Here is a 19,404-nt window from a genome sequence, read left to right as displayed (position 1 = left end):
AGTGCTCTTCCCAGCGTTCCGATCGCCTGATATCCTACAAAAAGTATCGTATTTCTTGGATCCCATAAGTTATGTTTCAGGTGATGCTTGATTCGTCCTGCATCGCACATACCGCTCGCAGAAATGATCACCTTGCAGTCCTCATCATAGTTGATGGCTCTGGAGTCATCGCTTGTGATGGATGTACGGAGTCCCGGGAACATCAAAGGGTTGATTCCCTTCTGGACCAGTGCGATCGCTTCTTCATCGAAGCAGTCATACTGATGTTCATTAAAGATCGTCGTCGCCTCATTTGCCAGCGGGCTGTCGACATAGACCTTGAAGTTGCCATGTCCTGTGACACGGTTTTCTTCCTTGATCTGCCGGATAAAGTACAGCATTTCCTGTGTACGGCCGACCGCAAAAGACGGGATGATAACGCTTCCGCCTCTGTCAAACGTATGCTGGATCACTTCTGAAAGGATGGCAACATAGTCCGGACGTTCCCCATGGCTTCTGTCACCGTAAGTGGATTCCATGACAACATAATCTGCATCGTGGAGGTAAGTCGGGTCCTTGATTAACGGCTGATGAAGGTTTCCGATATCTCCTGAGAAGACGATCTTCTCTTCCTCTCCGTCCTCTTGGATGGTCAGCTCAATGCTTGCTGATCCGAGAAGGTGTCCTGCGTCTACAAACCGAACGGAAATCCCTGGTGCCGGGGTAATTGTTTTTTCGTAGGGGCATGGTACAAAATTCTGTATTACACCCATGGCATCTTCCATCGTGTAGGCAGGTACAAATTCCGGTTTACCCTGACGGCGTCCCTTACGGTTACGCCATTCTGCCTCGAACATCTGAATATGCGCGCTGTCACGGAGCATGATATCGCAGAGATGACAGGTTGCCTGGGTCGCATAGATCGGACCCAAAAAGCCTTTCGCATAGATAGCGGGCAGGTTTCCGGAATGGTCCATATGCGCATGTGTCAAAAGAACGAAATCCAGGTCTCCCGGATTAACTGGGATTTCCTGATTCTGATAATAATCCGGTCCCTGTTCCATACCGCAGTCTACCAGAAACTTCTTACCTGCTGCTTCCAGATAATAACAACTACCAGTTACTTCGTGCGTCGCCCCAATAAAGGTAATCTTCATGTGCGAACCCCCTTTTTCTGACAATTTTTCCAATACATTCTAGTTGTAATTATTATACACGATATGGCAAGTTTTTAACAGTCTTTAGATGCAAAAACGGGATGAAATTTTTATAAATTTCACCCCGCTTCTGTGTATGTTGTTTGTATGTATGTTGTATGATGTTGTTTTTGCCGATCCGGAATATTTCTCCATGCAATCGGCGATTGCAAGCACTTCGCGTCAGCCGGAAGGTAATGGATGTTTACACTTTTTTCGTTACGTTCGTATGCTGACATCCCGCTGACCGCACCTGTGCTTCGCTATTCAGTTGTTGATTTTATTGCAAATATTTCTCTTTTTCTGCTGGTCGGTAGAAATTATTTCACCATGATACCACTTGTTAAAGTGGAGGTGGATTCTTTCAGGCCTCCGTTACTTGCAGCATGGTAGCCGCGGACACGGTAGTAGGTGCCGCTTGGAACTGCAACCTGCAAGCCTTTACTCAGACTCGTCACATTATTGGCTGTATACTCCCAATATTTATAGGTTCCATAACTTCCATTCACTTTACGTTCAAGATATATTGAGAGATATACCTTGCTACAACTCTTATGGCATTGGGTCAATCCATATATGCCGATTTCATTACTGGATAATCTTTGAATCTTCATATTACCAAAATTCAAATTTGTTCCACGAAGCAAACTATAACTGGTATCCTCAGCAAAATCTTCCGTTGTTTCCTCATCTGTAATTTCATCATTGTCTGTATCTTCACTCAGAATCGCGTCCATAAGATTATCAGATGTTGCAAACACTGTCTGAGAATTGCCTGCTATTATGCCTGTCGCTAAAGCAGCTACCATTAATTTTTTCCAGTTTTTCTTTTTTACTTTTTTCACTTCCTTTCTGTCGTAAACAACCCTTACACTATTAATACGACAGAAACTCGCGAAAATCACGCTAGAATTTCATATTTTTTAAAATTTTTTTTAATTCTTCTATATCTATCTTTCCAGAGAATACATATTCTACATTATTTTTATACCATCTTGCTACATAATTCGAATTTTTGTCATCCTTATTTTCAATTTTCTCAAGTACAATTCCTGAATCCGTTCCCTCGGAATCTATAATCTCTTGTTTATCTCCATGCATACTACTAATATTACTAGCAATATCTGAACTTTGTTTATCTATATACAGTACAATTATATTTTCCTCATATTCATATTCTATTCTTGCAACATCCAATGGAGCTTTTAATTCATAACTTTTAAAATTCAGCCCCTGCGGACGCCAATAAAATATTGGCATTTCAACGCCCAATTTTTCTTTGATATCAGCAATCGCCTCATCTTCATCAACATTCGCTTTTTCATTGCTATCGTCATTATCCACTACCGTTTTAGTATCATCCCCACTCCAAACCCTAACGCTATTCACCAAATACTTCCGATTCGCCTCACTTGTCATGCTGGCTGCAAACACGCATGCCACGCAGACCACAGCCATTCCCACGACTTTCCCAAGCCGGTGCAGACCACCTCCCGTAGTCCGGATCTTTGTATTCATTCGGTTCTCTGTATTTGTCCGATTCTTTGCATTCGGTTCTTCCATATTCGCTTCTTTCGAAACTTCCTCGCGCATTTCTCTCTCCGCAGCCTTCTTCCGGCGATCACGTATCTCTTCGATAGAAATAACACGCTTTTCATCCAAAGCAGTCTCTTTCCTGCGAACTGCATCCACATCCGGGACCAGTTCCTCGGAGAATTCCGTGTTTTCCTTCTTCTCCCTCTCGATCCGGCGCAGGAATTCCTGATAGGAGTTGTCCAGTTCCTCTTTCGTGAACTTAATGTCCTCTACGTCATCATCCGCAAAGAGTGCTGCCGTAATTCGTTTTTCCCTCTCTATAAACTCTTTCTCCAGAATCTTCTGAAAGGTTTCGTCATCTATTTCATCCTGTGTTTCCAGGTTATTCTCTGATTTATTCTCTGATTTATTTTCTGATTCTTCGTTTTCTTCAAATTCTTTTCTCATAAAGTAATTTCTCCTGCCAATGGAATTTCCCAACGTTATGTGTTACTGTTCCCTCCGTTCACAGTAACTTTCCTGCCTATCTTTCCTTGACAATTCTGCCCTTCTGGTTCATAGTAATTGGTAATAAAAAAGATTTTTCAGGAGGAATTCCCATGAAACATATTGTACTTACCGGCGGCGGTACTGCCGGACACGTTACTCCAAACATAGCTCTGATCCCGGCTCTCAAGGATGCCGGATATCAGATATCCTATATCGGTTCCTACAACGGAATCGAACGTAAACTGATCGAGGAACTCGGAATTCCCTATTACGGAATTTCCTCTGGTAAATTAAGACGTTACTTCGACCCGAAGAACTTCTCCGATCCGTTCCGCGTTCTCAAAGGATTCCATGAAGCCAAAAAGCTTCTCAAACAGTTGAAACCTGATGTTGTATTTTCCAAGGGTGGTTTTGTAACCGTCCCTGTTGTTATCGCTGCAAAGCGTTGCAAAATTCCAGCAATCATCCATGAGTCTGATATGACTCCAGGACTTGCCAACAAACTGTGTATTCCCTCCGCTGTCAAAGTCTGCTGCAACTTCCCGGAGACTGTCAACAGCCTTCCGAAAGACAAAGCAGTTCTTACCGGAACTCCAATTCGTCAGGAATTATTAAACGGTAACAGAGAGGCTGGCCGTCAGTTCTGTGGTTTCACCGCTGACAAACCTGTTCTTATGATTATCGGAGGCAGTCTCGGTGCAGCATCCATCAATGACCATGTACGCAAGATCCTTCCGGAACTTCTGAAGGATTTCCAGGTAATTCATCTGTGCGGCAAGGGCAAAATGGACGAGAAACTGACAGGCACAGCCGGATACGTTCAGTACGAATATATCAAAGACGAACTGCCGGATCTCTTCGCCCTGGCAGATGTTGTCATCTCCCGTGCCGGTGCCAATGCGATCTGTGAGATCAGTGCTCTTCACAAACCGAATCTCCTGATTCCGCTGTCAGCCAATGCAAGCCGTGGTGACCAGATCCTGAATGCCCGTTCTTTCGAAAAGCAGGGCTACAGCATGGTTCTTGAAGAAGAGGAGATCACCGATCAGAAGCTTCTCGATACCATCCATAAACTCTACCAGGAGCGTCATTCCTTCGAAGAAGCAATGGCAGCAAGCAAACAGATGGATTCTATCCACCATATCGTATCTCTTATCGAGGGCTGTGTTTCATCCAGATAAGCATGGAAGGTACTATGCCTCACCGATATGCGATGCAATAAATTGCGCAGACATCCTTACTTAAAGGTGTCTGCGTATTTTTTTAATTTTCTCTTTCATCCACGTTGTTGCTCTGGAATTGCGATTGTTGACACAGTTTCTGCTCATCCCAAGTTCTTTTCCTACTTCCTCTGATGTTTCTCCATAGACTCTTGTCCTGATCAGGATCTCATAACTCAGAGGATTTTCCCTGCGAAGCATATCCAATGCCGAATACTTTTCTGCTTTATCTTCCAGTTCGAGGATAATCGTTTCCGGATTACTCTTTTCATCTATAATCTCGTCGCCATTATCCGCATCTATAATACACATTTCATGTCTGTTACAGGAAAGTTTCATATAATCAAAACTTTCCTTTCTGGTTTTGCTGCTGACTTTTGCCATCAGCATTTCTTCATCCGAAAAATCAAGCATGTCCTGATGTTCAAAGAAATAGGAAAATACATTATGGGCGATATCATTCGCAATGTGCTCATCCTTTACAATCCTGCGGGCAGTGTTTACTGAGAATTGAAGGAACGCCTTATAAAAGACTTCAAAATTCTCAATCATATCTTCTGTATCCTTCCGGCAATTTTATTTTACCTTCGCCAGAATTTCTTCTCTGTCCTCGTCTGTCAGAGTTCCCGGTTTCCAGGTAAGTCCTACCCCGTCGCCCTCATATCTCGGAATCAGATGCATATGGAAATGAAATACTGTCTGACCGGCGATCTCACCGTTATTCTGAACGATATTGAAGCCGTCACAGTTCAGTCCATCTCTGAGTTTCGTTGCCATTTTCTTTGCAAGGATCATTGCCTTGCCTGCTGTTTCATCCTGAAGTTCGTAGATATTCGCTGCGTGTGATTTCGGAAGAATCAGGGCATGTCCCTTGCTTGCCGGTCCCAGATCCAGGATCACGCGGAAGTCTTCATCCTCATATAAAGTAGCTGACGGAATTTCTCCATTTGCAATTTTACAAAAAATACAATTTTCCATGGTCGTTTTCTCCTTTATTTTATAGTGTTTTCTGGTTCTATTGTGACGTATTTCTTCGATTTTTTCAATACGAAATTTGTTGCCGTGGGCATTTTCCAATGCTACACTTGACGTGAGGTGACAGATTATGAAAGAAAAAATCGATTCTGCGGTACAGACAGAACAGTTTCAGATCCTGCTTTCCAGGTTTTCGCATGAGCTGCGAAACCCGCTGGCTCTTCTCTCCAGCGAACTGCAGCTTCTCGCTTCCTCCCACCCGGAACTCACATATGACGAACAGTGGGAAAATATTTATGCAAACCTGGATTATATCCATGCTCTCCTGAACGACATGACCAGATACCAGAATGCGGGGCAGCTTTCCCTTGTCTTGACTGACTTAAGCGCATGTTTAAATGAAATCGCAAAGTCCTTTCGCCCCACACTTGATTATCTTGGTATTGAATTTGAGACGGATATTCCAAATGATCTCCCCAATCTATCTCTCGATCCGTTAAAAATCCGCCAGGTCTTTCTGAACATTCTTCGCAATGCACAGGAAGCAATCGATCATCCGCATGGAACCATCCATTTTCGTGCCGAATCCTCAGCACAGTACGTACATATTTCCATCTCTGACAACGGATGCGGCATGACCTCCTCTCAAAAAAAGCGGGTATTTGAACCTTTCATAACCTACAAGTCCGGCGGCACCGGCCTCGGACTTGCTGTCACCAGACAGATCATCGAAGCCCATCACGGCTCCATAGAAATCGAAAGTGCTCCCGGAAGTGGAAGCACTTTTCATATATATTTTCCCTTAACCCGGCTGGACGGATGCCAGGCCAGAACAGCAATTACAAATCCGGCTATCATCCCTCCAACATGAGCGGCATTATCCACACCTGAACTGGTAAACCCAAAATAAAGTGAGAATGCTGCCATCACCAGAACCTGTCTCATAGACAGATCACCAAGCCAGCCTTTATTTCGAATGACAACATAGATCATCGCTCCCATCACAGCAAACACTGCTCCGGATGCCCCTGCTGATACAGAAAATTCCTGAGACCGCAGTTCCAGAACCAGCGAGAGAATATTTCCCGCAATTCCACCCAGAAGATAGATAAGCACGAAACGGATCTTTCCGATCACCTGCTCCAGCCGGCTTCCAAGTACGAACAGCACCAGCATATTGTTGACAAGATGCTCAATTCCAAAGTGCAGGAACATGGAGGTAAACAGCCGGTAGACTTCTCCTTTTTCCACAATATAAGGCGTATACGCCGCTCCATAGTTCAGTACATGCCATGCATCCTGCGAAGTCCCTGTAAGTTCCACTGCAATAAAAATCAGTACATTAATAAGAATTAATGCGACCGTCACCGGTTCTTTCCGAATCTCTTCCAAAGTCCTCACTCCATTCTGTCAGATGGTCACTGTTTCCAGCAGCCTGGTCAACATTTTCGTTATTCCGTTTATTCTAACAGATGGTCTGCTGCATAGCAAGCACTGTGTCCCCGTGAAATCTTATCTTTTTATAAACTTCCGCAGCTTATTTTATAAATATATACCGCGCTTCCGCAAAATCTACTTCATCTTCGTCCTGAAGCTGGTATTCTTCGTTTGCCCTGAGCATTCTTCCATTTACAGAAGTACCGTTTCTTGAGTTCAGATCCGCAAGAAAATATTCTTCCTCATCTTTACGGATCCTGGCATGAACCCGGCTTACGGTTGGTCTGGGAATCACTGCATCAGCTGCGTTTTCCATTTTGCCGATAATCGTCAGGTCCCGTTCCAGAAAGATCGTTGCAAGCTCTCCTGGTTCCTTACTCACAAGGCTGGACGGTCCCTTGACTGCTCCTGCGGAAAGAACAACTGTCTCACCGTAATCTGTCTCTTCCGGTTCTTCGAACTGCAGTCTTTCTCTGTACTCATCCCGGAACTTTTTGTGCTGTTCTGCTTTTTCCGTATTCCCTGCGGCATCTGTAAATTCCCGGCGGACTTTCTTTCTCCATTCCGCTGTTTCGTCCTGCTTTTTCTTCTTTTTCTCACCTGCCCACATCCCAAGTGCTCCAATACCCAGAAGCGCGATCGCTGCTGCCAGCACCGCCTCAATCGGAACTCCGGGGAGGTATCCCAGATAACACGCCGCCAGAATTCCAAGCAGCACGAACACCCCAAGACCGCATCCACCGATCCACACAAAGTTTCCGCGAATCTTTCCTCCTGTTTTGTTCGAGGTTTCACTTTTTTCTTCCCATTCGGGCGGTTTCTCTGCAAAATCCAGCGGTATTTGTTCTTCCCGAAGTACTGTTTGTTCTGAAATCTTTTCCTCTGGCTTCGTCGGTTCCTTATTCTCCGCTGGTTCTTCTGTCCCACTCTGATAGATAAACTCTTTGAGTGCATCCAGCTGCACTCCCGTTTCCAGTGCTTTGCGGTAGATTCCATACCCCATCGTCACAGCTGCCGCATCATCATGGTCCAGTTTCGGCAGGAAATATTCTGTCATCTCCCGGAACTGCTCGCTGACTGCCTTTGCTTCTCCTGGCAGACAACAGAAATACAGTTTCTGTTTTTCCACATCCAGATACATATATTCCGGCGATAACAACAGCTGATCCGGATTCAGAAGAAATTCCATCATTTCTTCCATGATCTTCACAACACCGCCAAAAATAATACGCAGATCCGATGCTTTCAGTTTCTTCTGCTCATAGAAAGATGCCAGCGACTGCCTTGACGTAATGTCATAATAAAACAGAAATCTCCCGTCCAGACCCTGGATCCTGCATTTCAATATAGAAGGAACCGCATTTCCCGTCAGCATCCTCACCTGATAGGAAGCAGTATCTACCGGATTCTCCCCATGCAGGATCAGATAATTACGACTTACATCCCGTTTATATTCTGCCCTCATTTTTATCCTCCAATTTCTGCTATTACTTCAGAAGCAGCCCTGATCTTCCGGATCCACTCCACCGGACGAACGACTCTGGAACTTCCATCCACTGCAAGTTTCCATTTCAGACCTCCAAATCCAGACACTGTATCCGCTGTATAAGTTACTTTGATCTCCTTACCGCCATTTACCTGACCGGTCAGATTCTCAGCTCCAAAAAATCCGACATTTCCAAGTTCCCGGCTCCTGACAGATGCCGCCTCCTGTGGCTGTCCGTCTTTTCGTACACCTTCCATACTTCCGGTAAGTGCCGACTCGCACGCCGCCGCTGTCAGCCATGCACGGTTATGTACAAAAAAGCTCAAGTACAAAACTCCCATCAAAACCAGCAGGACCAGTGACATCACACATGCTGCCTCGATCGTAAAACTGCCTTTTTTTATCTGTCGCAAATCCGTCATATCAAAATTCCTCCTATATATCCCGCCAGCAGAAAAGGCACCAGCGGAATCTCTGTCTTCCTGCTTTTCCTGCGGATCACAAGCAAAATCCCGGACCAGAACGCTGCCAGAAAAAATCCAATGCAGAGCATCCGGATATATGTTTCCGTATCCAGCAAAGCTCCCAGTGCCAGCAGGATCCAGCAGTCTCCCGCCCCAATCGCACCCCTGCTTATCAGCCCCGCTGCAAGAAACAAAATACCAATCCCTGCCGGTATCAGCACATCCTGAATTTTTCTTCCCTGCAAAATACTGTAAATGATCCCACATCCTGCATAGACCATAGTCAGGAGCAGCGAAATTTCCCTTCTCCTGATATCCAGCCAGCTGTTCATCGCCAGAAAAACCACCGTACACAATTCTTTCACTCCATCCTCCTTATCCGCAGCTGCTGCACGCATGCATACTTCCTGCCTGCGACAGCTTCACCAGTTTCACCGTCCGCTTCAGTCCGCTGCATGTTTCCTGATTATGATAGCGGTTTCCCGTCGAAGTGACATAGACACTTCCCGCGGGCTTCTGACCACGGCTGCACGATTCACACGCTGCATACTTCTCTCCATAACTGTTCCGCATCGAGGAAATTCCTGAACCGGCAACCTGCTGGATCGACACTTTCAAATACCGGCATCCCAGTTTTCTGTGATATACAGAACCGGATTCTGTTACATACACCATTTCTTCCTGCTTCTCTGTTTTTCCTGAATTTTCCTGTTCCTCTGCTCCCGTCCATGCATGGACAGTTATGGTATTATGCATCCACACATTTGAGAGCGGAATCAGTCCGCCAACCGGCGTATAGGAATATACATCCGGCAGAGTAACTTTGTCCGGACCTTTCCCGTCCAGTACATACGCATACATTCCCGCATCTTTCGTCTTTTCACACAATTTCTGGAGATGCAGTGTCTGGATCTGATAAATATCCATAAAGGAGATCATCGTAACCATCCCCAGGAAAAACAACGGCAGCACCAGTGCCGTCTCCACCGCGAGGCTTGCACGCCTGCAGAATCTCAAAAAGGTGCAGAAAGACACCTTTTCAGAAGGCTTCAGGAAATCTCCGCTTATCGGGGGAAACTGGAGAACTGACTTTTTTAAAGAGCGCTTCCTTTCTTTTTTATTTTCATTTACTTCTTTTTTCTTCCTGTCTATCTTTTTTATATACCCATCATATATATCCTTCTGAAAAAGCATCTTTCTGCACCCCTTTTGTATCGGACGGTCCCTTTGCTGAACCGCCCTGACCTCAGATATAACTGTATTGTCTTGTTACGGTAAATACTCTGTTTCTGTTCGCATCAACATCCACCGAAGCCTCAATCGCCTCAATGCAGCAGTCCAGCCGGAAGCTGTCTCTGCCCTTCGATTCACGGATACAGACCTCGATCATGTCCATCCCCCGCTGTAATTTTTCCTGTTTGGACTGTGCCAGAAGCAGCACCTGAAGATAGTCTTCATAGGACATGCCATTCTCGGCATCCTTCCTCTGACTGTCAAGATTTTCGAGAAGATACGGAAGATTTTCCAGTGATAACTGCCAGTTTGCCGCATTCTTTACCAGCGGAACTTTGCCGCCGTGAAACAGTTCCCTGACATCCAGAACACTCTCCGCAAAGGACCAGCAAAGAAGAAGTGCTGCTTCGATGATGACCGCCGCAGGCGGCACGAGAAATCCAGACGCGATCGCAAGTGCAAGTGCATGCATCTGAGCCCGCTTTCCTGCATCCGACATCAGACATGCCGCATTGATTCCCTCACGGATCAGAAGCAGCCGGTTCGCGACTGTCCGCAGGTTTGCCCTGTCATTATCGTTTGCGCCAAGGATATACTCCTGCTGGTACTTAAGTCCCGAGGCTGCCGGTTTCTGGTAATTGCCAAGCCGGTCTGTCAGATATTTCTGAAACAGCATCTGAGAAGTCTGTGAAGAGTCCTCTGTCGGATTTCCTGGCATGGACATTCCCACTTCGAGGTTCCGCTTGGATACCAGATCTTTCATTGAAATCTGTACTTCTGAGATTCCCTTCGATGCCGGAACGACCAGATCCAAAAGACTCATCGTTCGGATCCGTCGGATTGCCGGGATCGGATTTTTTGCATTATTTGATTCACCATCCGAAAATCCACCGCCTTCACCGCTTCCGAAATCCTCTTCCTTCGCTTCTTCCTTCTTGGCAGCTTCTGCCGCTTCCTGACTTTTGTTAAATGCACCATTCATCTCCGAATCATAATTTTCCAGCGTCCCTCCATTTTCTGCAGTCTTTCCATCTGTCTCTGCCTGTTTCGTTTTTTCTTCCCTGTCTTTCAGCCGGTTCAGAAGTGCCTGAACTCCCTGACCGCTAAGAGTATCCTTCATATAGGACACCGCCTGATGATAAAAAACTTCTCCATTCTGATCTGTTGCCAGACGATATCCGGTAAAACCACCCTGTTTAATCCGAAGTTTCTGGCTGTTCTGCTTCAATACAGGCTTCATATAGGATTCCATATTGTCATAGACAGCTGCCAGATCCAGCTCAGTTCCACCCTGCGCCCCGTCCAGAAAAAACAGATCATAATCCTTAAGAAGTGAACGGTCATACTGCCCGAACAGAGAATACAGTCCAATATCCAGCCCATTCAGGATCTGTGTCCTCGCCGCAGCCGCCTGCACCGACTGGATACTGGTGGCAACCAGAGACAAAAGAACACTGAGTACCAGTGCCAGAAAAACCGTAATGCTGCCTTTTTTCTTCATAAACACACCACCGGATCAGATAGAATTACTCTGTTTTGTGATCTTGCTGAGAATTGCTTTTACAAGATTTGTGAGCTGTTCCTTAAAGATAATGACAAGACTGATCAACACCACCAGGATCAAAATAATCTCAACAACACCTACTGCATCTTCTTCTCTTCCAAACTCTCTTGCTGTTTCCATAAACTCTCTCATATACATACCTCCCAATACTGTCTTTGAATTGTTGCAATTCCTTATTTTTACTGCCCGTAGAAGGAAAGAAATGCCGGAATCATGATGATTGCCATGACAACCACAAGCATCATGACCATCGGTACCAGAAGTTTCGTGGCTGCCGCCTCTCCCAGAACTCTCGCTTTTCGTTTGCGCTCATCCCAGGCTTCCAGTGCTTCTTTCTCAAGAAGATCCTCCATGCGCTGGCTTCCTTTCTGAAGGTTCTGAATCAGGATCGTAGAAAAGGTTTTGTACTTCATCAGATCGCAGTGTTCTCCAAACCGACGATAGGCTTCCAGTTCTGACACGCCGCTGTCCATCTCATGGCAAGCTGTCACGATCGCTTCATATGCAAACCTGCCTTTTGCCGGTTTTGTTCTCATATAATCTGCTGCCATCTTCTGAAATGCCCGCCTCGCTGTCATTCCTGCCTGAATCAGAAGTGTAAATTTCAGAAGCAGAGGAGGATAGTCCATCAGAAGCTGTTCCGAACGTTTTGCCAGTGCCTCCTGTTCTTCCCTTGCCTTCTTCAGCAGAAGCACAAAAGCAGCAAAGAAGCTCAGCGCAGCGATCAACGTTCCTGTATTGTCTCCCGGCTTCTGCCATTCTAACTTCTGTCCATTCCATTCTTCCGGCAGATAATAGTAATCCGGGTCCTCTTTTTCTTCGTTATATTTCTCGATAGCTTCCCTGAGTTCTTTTTTTCTGGATTCCTCCGGAGTTTCTTCTTTTACTGTTTCTTCAGAGGCAGGTGATTCCTCACTCTCTTTCTCCGGCACCTGAATCTCAACTTTCTCCGTATCTTCGCCGTTTACAGCAACCTGAAACTCCTGGGTATATGCCCCTGTCGACTCTTTTTCGAGACGATATCCATTCGTGTAAACTTCACTGCTTCCACTTGTCAGTGTCAGAAGCATTCCCACAAGATTTCCACAAACTGCCACAATAAGAAACCATCGCACGCTTTCTCTGTCTGCCAGTCCGTCCAGCTTAAGCCATCCGGCTTTCCAGGCAAAGGCGCTTCCTGCCGCAACGATAAAAATCACAAGATGTACCCACATATCACACCTCTATATCGACGATCTTACGTCCAAGCCAGTAGGAAAATCCATAAATTCCAAGACACACCGTCATCGCAGCGATCCCGAACGGATTCCCATACAAAACACTCAAAAATCCCGGAGAAGTCAGTTTCAGATAAATAATGATCCCTGCCGGCATCAGACTCATGACCATCTGCTCGGCTTTCTTTGCCGCCAGAGTTGTCTCTATTTCTTTCTTTACGTCAATCTTGTCTCCAAGCATCCTTGCGGAAGTCTGAATGATTCTGGTCATATCCCCGCCTGTTCTCTTGGCTGTATAAAAGACTGCCGCAAAATTCTCCATATCTTCAATACCGCTGCGCTCACCCAGACTCTGAAACAGTGCTTCTACCGGAACGCTGACTTTTAGCTGGCCTTCCATATACCGGAATTCTTTTACAATATCTGCGTCCTGCGGATAGATCCGTCCCAGATCTCCTGCACAGGCCGAGACTGCATTTTCTACAGAGTATCCGGCCTGCACTGCCACGCTCAGCGCATTCAGCGCATCCTTGAACTGATAATTCAAATTTTTCTTCCGCTCCCGGATCAGCTGCCTTTTCCGCATTTTCAGAAACACCACTGTTGCCGGAATAGCCAGTATCATCAACCATTTGCTCTGGTAAAAAAGATAATCCAGTGCACCACAGAGCAGAATGCTCTGTACCAGATATTTCGCGATCTCCTTTCCTGAAAAATGATATTCCCTGTAATCCTGCTTCATAGTTCCACCCCTGCCCGGACCAGCTTCTCCCGGTTCAGAAGTTCTGCCGTCTGTACAAGCCCGCGTCCCTCCTGCCACCGGTAAAGTGTCCTGGTCTTTATTTCATGCTCTTCAAATCCACAAACTTCTGTTATTTCCAGTACTTTACGACTCTTATCCCTCATTCGCCCGAGATGTATAAGGATGTCCACTCCCGATGCGATCTGCCTGCGTATCGCTTCAAGCGGTAACTCTACACCCATCAGCGTCATTGTCTCAAGACGCGAAAGCATATCAACTGCCGAATTCGCATGCGCTGTGCTCAGACTGCCCTCATGTCCCGTATTCAGAGCCTGCAGCATATCAACTGCCTCGCCGCCTCGTACTTCGCCTACCACGATCCTGTCAGGGCGCATTCGAAGTGCCGTCCGGATCAGATCCCGTATTGTGATCGAAGTACCACCATCAACATTTGCCATCTTTGCTTCCAGACGCACCAGATTCTGCACACCCTGAATCTTGAGTTCTGCATTATCTTCAATCGTGATCAGCCTCTCATCCTTCGGAATGTAGTTAGATAATGCCCCCAGAAATGTCGTCTTCCCGCTGCCGGTTCCACCGCCGATCACCATGGAATATCTCGCTTTTACAAGAGTCTCCAGAAACTCTGCACATTCCCGCGGAAGACTTCCAAGGGCGATCAGTTTCTCCATTGTGATCGGTGTGTCCGGGAACCTTCGGATCGTAAGGATCGGACCGTTTAAGGCAACCGGGCGGATCACCGCATTTACTCTGGCTCCGTTTTCCAGACGGGCATCCACAATAGGCATTGATTCGTTGACCACACGGTTGCACCTTCCTACAATCTGCTGGATCACATCTTCCAGTTTTTCTCTGGAAGTAAATCCCTTTTCCCATTTTTTCAGTTTCCCTGCACGTTCCACAAAAATGCTTTCCGGACCATTCACCATAATTTCCGTCACGGAATCGTCCTCGATCAGTTCCTGCAGAACATCCAGTTTACGCACCGAATAAAAAAGTTCCTGGCGAAGCTGTACCTTCTCTTTGAGTGAAAGTGCAGATTCCCGCATTCCATTCAGGATCAGATCATCAATCTGTTCCAGGATCTCCTGATCTGACAGTTCTCTTGCCAGATCCAGTTTCTCCATCAGAAGCTGCCGGAGTTTCCGGAAATGGTCATTGCTCATAAGAAAGCCCCTTTCCGAGAAGTTCTCTCACATAATCTCCCAGCGTGCTCCACACCAGCGACTGCGGATAATCTGCGCTCACGCTTTCCACGGTGCAGAACGGAAGTTTCATTTTTACTGTTTTCTCAGATACCTCGGAATAATCTCTTGCATTCAGAAGATTTTCAAACTGTCGTATTTTGCTTTTGGAAACCGGATCCACACAGATTGGCATATAAATAAATTTACACAGGTCAAGCATCTGAAAAAGTTCCTCAATTCCATTCCCCATGTCGATCACGACTGCCTCGTAAGTTCCATGAAGAATAAGTTCCTGCAAAAGATATTCCCAGTCCTTCCAGGATGTTCCCCGGATATCCTCCGGCGACTGCACCGGCGGCACGAAGTCAAGCTGCCCCACACTCTGCACCATACTGTTCAGCTTCAGAATCACACCCGGATTTTTCTGACGTACATAATAAAGCAGGTCACTCAATGTACAGGAGAATTTTTTCTGCATCAGTTCCTCCAGACCGGAATATTCTTCCAGACTTATAAAAAGAACACTTCGTTCCTCACTCAAAATCTGTCCCAGTGTCCACGCAAACGAGGTCTTAAGACATCGTCCCAATGGAGAATACACGCCAAAAAGCTCTGTCTTTCTTTTTAACGCAGGGTTCTGCATCGGAAACACAGTTTTTTCCTCGCCATAGCACGCCATGACCTCCCGGACGATCTCTGCCGAAGACTGATATTTATAGACTTCTGCATATGTATCCAGTTCTTCCGGTCTGGTTCCTTCCGTGAGAATCACAGTTTTGCTGATATCCAGTTCCCGTACCTCGTCACACATGGCATCTGCTGAGATAAGAAGCAGTTCCACATGTGTTTCTTTTGCATACGCAATCAGGCTCTGCACACTGGTAAATGCCTGTACTTCAAAGGGCAGATTGTTTTTGCGATTGAGATATTCCATGAAGTTTCTGGCATATTCTGCTTCAAGATCACAGACTGCAAAAATTTGTTTCTTCAATATAGACCTCCTGTATAAAGCATCACGCTCATAAATATGGGCACCGTGAAATGAATATTTTCCGGTGTACTTTCCCTTCGATAATAGGGTTTGTGGCTGCCTGTCTGCAGATACTCCATAAGATATGCCGCCAGATACGCCATCCTCTGCCGGATTCCTCCACCGCAGAGCAGAATGGCAAGTGAAATCCCGGCTCCGCACAGAAAGGAAAACCAGATACACCACAGGATCTTTACAGGTCCCATAATCCCTCCCAGTGCACAGAATACCTTGATATCACCAGGACCAAGCATCCGAAAATAAAACATCCATCCAAGGACCGCCAGCGGCATCAGGATTCCCGGTATGAATCTTGTCAGACCGGCAAATCCTTTCTGCCAGAAACATGTTACTGCTCCGGCAAGAAGTGAACACAGGATCCAGCTGTTTTTTACACGCATTTTGTAAAGATCCATGACCACAGATACACCGGCGATCGTCAGAAGCAGCATTTCATCTGCAATAAAAACCCCTCCTCGCTGTTGATATTTGATTATAAAAAAATGGGATCGTTCCGTCAGAACTGACGGCAGGAATACCAGATGATTTCTGGTGAGTCTTATTATAGTCCTGCATTCCGCCCTTTGTAAAGAAGATTCGTTCGCCAAATCCGGACAGCAGGATTCTCCCGGATTTCGCTTTTTTCTTAAATTTATTTATCTCTTCGCTTCAGAGTTATTGCAGTTTTTTTTAGGCTTTTGTATAATATGTCTATCCATCTTGGATTTTATCGAAGATGCCCGAAACAGGAGGCTTTTTTTATGGAAAAAAACATCAAAAAAATCGAGGATATGTCATTGAACGCATGGCCTTCCCACAAAATGGAACTGTACGATGGCTGGATCCTCCGTTTTTCTTATTTTTATACACACAGAACGAACAGTGTTGAGCAGTTTGGAACTTCTACCCTTCCATGGAGAGAGAAGGTTTCCTACTGTGAGGACGTTTATAAGCGTCTGGGATCACCTGCAATCTTTAAGATCAGTCCTCTGGTTTCGCCGGATTTTGACTATACACTGGAGAATCGCGGATACGAGATCCAGCACACAACCGAAGTCATGACACTCCACCTTGAAAATGCCGAACTCAGTGCCGACTGCCCGGATGTCACCCTCACAGACGAAATCCCGGATATCTGGATCACCAGCCTGTTTGACCTCAAGGGAATGACAAATCCGATCCACCGTGCCGTCGTTCCTTCCATGTACCGTGCGATCCCGAAGGAAACCGTCTGCGCTTCCATCTGGAAGAACGGCAAGATCATCGCTACCGGTCTCGGCATTCTGGACCGTGATTATATTGGGATTTATGCGATCCACGTCAAAGAAAAATACCGCGGACAGGGCTTCGCCCGCCAGATCTGCACTTCTCTTCTCAAAGAAGGCATGACCAAGGGCGCACAGAATGCCTATCTGCAGGTCGTCAAGGGAAACACTCCTGCCAAGAGACTTTACGCTTCACTTGGTTTTACGGATTCCTACACATACTGGTTCCGTGTTCAGCCACAGGGAGGAACAAAATGAAAAAATGGCTTCTTTTGTTGATCTGCAGTCTTTTTGGGGTTTCTTTGTCAGGCTGCAGTTTGCAGAATGTTGTCGAGTCTGTTTCACCTTCCAGAGAAGAAACACCGCAGGATATCCACCCGGACAGCACCCGCGTCTATATGGATGAAATTCAGGGAACACTTCAGACTTTTACCGGAAACAAGCTGACTCTTACCAGTTCTTCCCAGGATTACACCTTCGATGTTTCTCAGGCTACGCTGGAATCCGTGGACGGCATGGTACGGGGAGATTCCATCAGCGTAATCTATGAAGGGCAGCTTTCCGGCACTGACACTTCTACCGTCCGTACTCTGAAAGTTGTCGATGATTATCACGATATGGATTCCCTCAAAGAAAGAACCACCCATGGACAGGTTCAGGAACTCACCACCAACTCCATCACCATCAAGTCAAAAGGCGGCAAGACCGCAACCTTCCCGATCACCGGAACCGAACAGTATTATCAGAACGGAATCAAAGCAGGCAAATGGGTCTACATCCATTTCAAGGGTGAAATGGACACACCTGATCCGGAAAATCCTTCCCATTTATATGGCTTCCATACGAAAGTTTTCAGTGTATCTGACATTGATCCTCTCAAAGTTCCCGAGCCAACGCCAACACCCGCTCCTTCCAAAAATAAAGATCAGGAAAAGGAACGACAGATGCGTGCCGTGATTCAGGGAATCCAGACTAATATTCTGCAGGTCTCTGTTGAAAACACGGATAACCTTCTGAACCTTAATATGTCTGCAATCCCCTGTTATTTCAGTGGTGGACTTTCCTCTGGTTCTCATGTGACAGTTACCTACACCGGTGAGTTTGATGGAGTTTCTACAGCAGGAATCTCGATTCTCGGCATTACCGGTGAAGTTCCGGAATCACTCAGCGACCACGGTATCTCCTTTACCGTATCCGGAGACATTACCGCCTCCACCTCCAACACACTCACACTTCTGACCTACGACAATATGTATGTGACCTGCAGCATAGAAAACGCCTCCAATTCCTCCACGGGCGGGCTCTTAAGTGGAAGTTCCATAAAGATCACATTCAATCCGGCGGAATCCCGGAATTCCAATATTGTCTCCGCGATCAAGATTGAAGATTTATATACGTGATCCACAAATATATACTGCACACAAAAATGCCATAACCCTCAGAATCATCATCTTTCTGAGAATTATGGCATTTTTTATTTCTATGATCTTAACTTCGTCTGAATTTTTGCCGGATGATCTTTTCTCCGTTTTCCAGCCATTCCCGGACTTCGTCAGAATCTCCCAGGATCTCCTGGAAAGACTGATATTCCTGACAGATTCCTTTCCCATGAGGTACACAGTACGCCCCTGCATCGCTGCCGAGGGCGACTTTGATTTTTTTGCGAAAAGCAGTCCTGACCATAGTCTCTGCCTGACGGATGATCGGAAGCAGGACTTCATCTTCGTACCTTCCACAGCCCAGAAGATTCCTGACTGTGACAAGCGTCGGAACCCATACGGTATGACTGTCTGCAAGCATAGAAAGCGTCTCTTCATCCATGTAGTTGCCATGCTCCAGGCTGTCCACACCTGCCTCGACCGCCGCCTGTACACCATAAATCCCATTTGTATGGCTCATCACTGCAAAACCTTCTTCGTGTGCGATATGTACCATTTCCCGGACTTCGTCTCGGTCGAGAGGTGTTCCTGTGACCACTCCATGATCATTGAAATCCAGAAGCCCTGTCGTCATGATCTTGATAAAATCAGCACCTTCTGCCGCCGCGTCCTGCACTCTCTGGTGAAATTCCTTCATATTGCTGAAACTGCGTCCGACGATCCTGCCATAATGTCCTTCTTTATGGACAGCAAAAACCGGTGTCCGATAGTCGATCCCGTATTCTCCGGCAATCTCAGATGCCCTCTTTGAGACTCCTGCATTATCGCCGCCATCCCGGATAAAGGAAACACCAGCCCTCTGATATGCTTCAAAAAATTCTCTGACCTTCTCTTCGCAGACAGCATCTCTGTGCCGCGCTACAGCCTCACGATAATTGACACCATCCATCAGCATATGTGCATGACATTCACCAAACATTGTCC

General features: G+C 46.2%; 22 protein-coding genes. 4 read left to right on the top strand and 18 right to left on the bottom strand.

All coding sequences use genetic code 11. The features are described from left to right. From QZL69_RS04270 to QZL69_RS04260, 3 genes are all read right to left on the bottom strand, one after another. The coding region (locus QZL69_RS04270) for an MBL fold metallo-hydrolase (protein ID WP_291518239.1) at positions 1–1,136 on the bottom strand (1,136 nt) is incomplete at its 3' end. A 359-nt stretch (positions 1,137–1,495) separates the two neighbouring features. Further along, positions 1,496–2,020 carry a DUF6147 family protein gene (locus QZL69_RS04265; RefSeq protein ID WP_291518235.1) on the bottom strand — a complete coding sequence of 175 codons (525 nt, stop codon included), beginning with the start codon at positions 2,018–2,020 and terminating at the stop codon, positions 1,496–1,498. Between the two features lie 61 nt (positions 2,021–2,081). Further along, complete coding sequence (locus tag QZL69_RS04260) at positions 2,082–3,158, bottom strand: DUF4367 domain-containing protein (protein ID WP_022213988.1); 1,077 nt, start codon at positions 3,156–3,158, stop codon at positions 2,082–2,084. Positions 3,159–3,310: 152 nt separating this feature from the next. Here QZL69_RS04260 and QZL69_RS04255 point away from each other — a divergent pair, with 152 nt between their 5' ends. After that, positions 3,311–4,381 carry an undecaprenyldiphospho-muramoylpentapeptide beta-N-acetylglucosaminyltransferase gene (locus tag QZL69_RS04255; RefSeq protein ID WP_022213987.1) on the top strand — a complete coding sequence of 357 codons (1,071 nt, stop codon included), beginning with the start codon at positions 3,311–3,313 and terminating at the stop codon, positions 4,379–4,381. Between the two features lie 60 nt (positions 4,382–4,441). On the opposite strand, the gene QZL69_RS04250 is transcribed toward QZL69_RS04255, so the two are convergent. Both QZL69_RS04250 and QZL69_RS04245 read right to left on the bottom strand, forming a co-directional pair. Continuing rightward, the gene (locus QZL69_RS04250) at positions 4,442–4,972 is read right to left on the bottom strand and encodes an RNA polymerase sigma factor (RefSeq protein WP_022213986.1); all 531 of its coding nucleotides are present in this window, start codon (positions 4,970–4,972) and stop codon (positions 4,442–4,444) included. Between the two features lie 24 nt (positions 4,973–4,996). Beyond that, positions 4,997–5,398 (bottom strand): HIT family protein, encoded by a 402-nt coding sequence (locus QZL69_RS04245; protein WP_022213985.1) that lies wholly within the window; start codon positions 5,396–5,398, stop codon positions 4,997–4,999. Between the two features lie 127 nt (positions 5,399–5,525). Between QZL69_RS04245 and QZL69_RS04240 the strand changes: the two genes are divergently transcribed. After that, positions 5,526–6,266, top strand: coding sequence for a sensor histidine kinase (locus QZL69_RS04240; RefSeq protein WP_022213984.1), 741 nt, complete (start codon positions 5,526–5,528; stop codon positions 6,264–6,266). On the opposite strand, the gene QZL69_RS04235 is transcribed toward QZL69_RS04240, so the two are convergent. The 12 genes from QZL69_RS04235 to QZL69_RS04180 all read right to left on the bottom strand — a co-directional run bounded on the left by QZL69_RS04235 (position 6,182) and on the right by QZL69_RS04180 (position 16,228). Then, entirely contained in the window at positions 6,182–6,796 is a 615-nt protein-coding gene (locus tag QZL69_RS04235; RefSeq protein WP_227222167.1) for a rhomboid family intramembrane serine protease, read from the bottom strand. The genes QZL69_RS04240 and QZL69_RS04235 overlap by 85 nt on opposite strands. Before the next feature lie 136 nt (positions 6,797–6,932). Further along, on the bottom strand, positions 6,933–8,297 hold the full coding sequence (locus tag QZL69_RS04230; protein WP_022213982.1) for a DUF6382 domain-containing protein: 1,365 nt from the start codon (positions 8,295–8,297) through the stop codon (positions 6,933–6,935). Positions 8,298–8,299: 2 nt separating this feature from the next. Then, positions 8,300–8,740: a TadE/TadG family type IV pilus assembly protein gene (locus QZL69_RS04225; protein WP_022213981.1), complete on the bottom strand. Its 441-nt coding sequence runs from the start codon at positions 8,738–8,740 to the stop codon at positions 8,300–8,302. Continuing rightward, positions 8,737–9,180, bottom strand: a complete 444-nt coding sequence (locus QZL69_RS04220) for an A24 family peptidase (RefSeq protein ID WP_022213980.1) — start codon at positions 9,178–9,180, stop codon at positions 8,737–8,739. Before QZL69_RS04220 ends, QZL69_RS04225 begins: the two co-directional genes overlap by 4 nt. Next, a complete protein-coding gene (locus QZL69_RS04215) occupies positions 9,158–9,799 on the bottom strand; it encodes a TadE/TadG family type IV pilus assembly protein (protein ID WP_227222165.1) in 642 nt (213 codons plus the stop codon). Before QZL69_RS04215 ends, QZL69_RS04220 begins: the two co-directional genes overlap by 23 nt. 229 nt (positions 9,800–10,028) lie before the next feature. After that, positions 10,029–11,516 carry a DUF5702 domain-containing protein gene (locus QZL69_RS04210; protein ID WP_022213978.1) on the bottom strand — a complete coding sequence of 496 codons (1,488 nt, stop codon included), beginning with the start codon at positions 11,514–11,516 and terminating at the stop codon, positions 10,029–10,031. Positions 11,517–11,531: 15 nt separating this feature from the next. Next, a complete protein-coding gene (locus QZL69_RS04205) occupies positions 11,532–11,711 on the bottom strand; it encodes a Flp1 family type IVb pilin (RefSeq protein WP_022213977.1) in 180 nt (59 codons plus the stop codon). 47 nt (positions 11,712–11,758) lie between these two features. Further along, complete coding sequence (locus QZL69_RS04200) at positions 11,759–12,793, bottom strand: type II secretion system F family protein (protein WP_022213976.1); 1,035 nt, start codon at positions 12,791–12,793, stop codon at positions 11,759–11,761. Position 12,794: 1 nt separating this feature from the next. Next, entirely contained in the window at positions 12,795–13,538 is a 744-nt protein-coding gene (locus QZL69_RS04195) for a type II secretion system F family protein (RefSeq protein WP_022213975.1), read from the bottom strand. Continuing rightward, positions 13,535–14,725, bottom strand: a complete 1,191-nt coding sequence (locus QZL69_RS04190; protein ID WP_022213974.1) for a CpaF family protein — start codon at positions 14,723–14,725, stop codon at positions 13,535–13,537. Before QZL69_RS04190 ends, QZL69_RS04195 begins: the two co-directional genes overlap by 4 nt. Next, positions 14,715–15,737, bottom strand: a complete 1,023-nt coding sequence (locus tag QZL69_RS04185; protein ID WP_022213973.1) for a hypothetical protein — start codon at positions 15,735–15,737, stop codon at positions 14,715–14,717. The genes QZL69_RS04190 and QZL69_RS04185 overlap by 11 nt, the downstream gene beginning before the upstream one ends. Continuing rightward, positions 15,734–16,228 (bottom strand): prepilin peptidase, encoded by a 495-nt coding sequence (locus QZL69_RS04180; protein ID WP_022213972.1) that lies wholly within the window; start codon positions 16,226–16,228, stop codon positions 15,734–15,736. Before QZL69_RS04180 ends, QZL69_RS04185 begins: the two co-directional genes overlap by 4 nt. A 309-nt stretch (positions 16,229–16,537) precedes the next feature. On the opposite strand from QZL69_RS04180, the gene QZL69_RS04175 reads away from it, so the two are divergent. Beyond that, positions 16,538–17,299 (top strand): GNAT family N-acetyltransferase, encoded by a 762-nt coding sequence (locus tag QZL69_RS04175; protein ID WP_022213971.1) that lies wholly within the window; start codon positions 16,538–16,540, stop codon positions 17,297–17,299. Beyond that, complete coding sequence (locus QZL69_RS04170) at positions 17,296–18,441, top strand: hypothetical protein (RefSeq protein ID WP_022213970.1); 1,146 nt, start codon at positions 17,296–17,298, stop codon at positions 18,439–18,441. Before QZL69_RS04175 ends, QZL69_RS04170 begins: the two co-directional genes overlap by 4 nt. 88 nt (positions 18,442–18,529) lie before the next feature. On the opposite strand, the gene QZL69_RS04165 is transcribed toward QZL69_RS04170, so the two are convergent. Continuing rightward, on the bottom strand, positions 18,530–19,399 hold the full coding sequence (locus QZL69_RS04165) for an amidohydrolase family protein (RefSeq protein WP_022213969.1): 870 nt from the start codon (positions 19,397–19,399) through the stop codon (positions 18,530–18,532). Positions 19,400–19,404: the final 5 nt, after the last annotated feature.

Source organism: Blautia sp. CAG:237, from assembly GCF_000436615.1.
Classification (GTDB): Bacteria; Bacillota; Clostridia; order Lachnospirales; family Lachnospiraceae; genus Blautia_A; species Blautia_A intestinihominis.
The sequence above is the reverse complement of the archived record's forward strand: the minus strand, read 5'-3'. Positions and strand labels throughout refer to the sequence as shown.

Bases quoted from the DNA above. Each gene is read 5' to 3' on its own strand.
- QZL69_RS04260 (WP_022213988.1), bottom strand. From the start codon at position 3,158: ATGAGAAAAGAATTTGAAGAAAACGAAGAATCAGAAAATAAATCAGAG.
- QZL69_RS04255 (WP_022213987.1), top strand. From the start codon at position 3,311: ATGAAACATATTGTACTTACCGGCGGCGGTACTGCCGGACACGTTACT.
- QZL69_RS04250 (WP_022213986.1), bottom strand. From the start codon at position 4,972: ATGATTGAGAATTTTGAAGTCTTTTATAAGGCGTTCCTTCAATTCTCA.
- QZL69_RS04245 (WP_022213985.1), bottom strand. From the start codon at position 5,398: ATGGAAAATTGTATTTTTTGTAAAATTGCAAATGGAGAAATTCCGTCA.
- QZL69_RS04240 (WP_022213984.1), top strand. From the start codon at position 5,526: ATGAAAGAAAAAATCGATTCTGCGGTACAGACAGAACAGTTTCAGATC.
- QZL69_RS04230 (WP_022213982.1), bottom strand. From the start codon at position 8,297: ATGAGGGCAGAATATAAACGGGATGTAAGTCGTAATTATCTGATCCTG.
- QZL69_RS04225 (WP_022213981.1), bottom strand. From the start codon at position 8,740: ATGACGGATTTGCGACAGATAAAAAAAGGCAGTTTTACGATCGAGGCA.
- QZL69_RS04220 (WP_022213980.1), bottom strand. From the start codon at position 9,180: ATGCGTGCAGCAGCTGCGGATAAGGAGGATGGAGTGAAAGAATTGTGT.
- QZL69_RS04210 (WP_022213978.1), bottom strand. From the start codon at position 11,516: ATGAAGAAAAAAGGCAGCATTACGGTTTTTCTGGCACTGGTACTCAGT.
- QZL69_RS04205 (WP_022213977.1), bottom strand. From the start codon at position 11,711: ATGAGAGAGTTTATGGAAACAGCAAGAGAGTTTGGAAGAGAAGAAGAT.
- QZL69_RS04200 (WP_022213976.1), bottom strand. From the start codon at position 12,793: ATGTGGGTACATCTTGTGATTTTTATCGTTGCGGCAGGAAGCGCCTTT.
- QZL69_RS04195 (WP_022213975.1), bottom strand. From the start codon at position 13,538: ATGAAGCAGGATTACAGGGAATATCATTTTTCAGGAAAGGAGATCGCG.
- QZL69_RS04190 (WP_022213974.1), bottom strand. From the start codon at position 14,725: ATGAGCAATGACCATTTCCGGAAACTCCGGCAGCTTCTGATGGAGAAA.
- QZL69_RS04180 (WP_022213972.1), bottom strand. From the start codon at position 16,228: ATGCTGCTTCTGACGATCGCCGGTGTATCTGTGGTCATGGATCTTTAC.
- QZL69_RS04175 (WP_022213971.1), top strand. From the start codon at position 16,538: ATGGAAAAAAACATCAAAAAAATCGAGGATATGTCATTGAACGCATGG.
- QZL69_RS04170 (WP_022213970.1), top strand. From the start codon at position 17,296: ATGAAAAAATGGCTTCTTTTGTTGATCTGCAGTCTTTTTGGGGTTTCT.
- QZL69_RS04165 (WP_022213969.1), bottom strand. From the start codon at position 19,399: ATGTTTGGTGAATGTCATGCACATATGCTGATGGATGGTGTCAATTAT.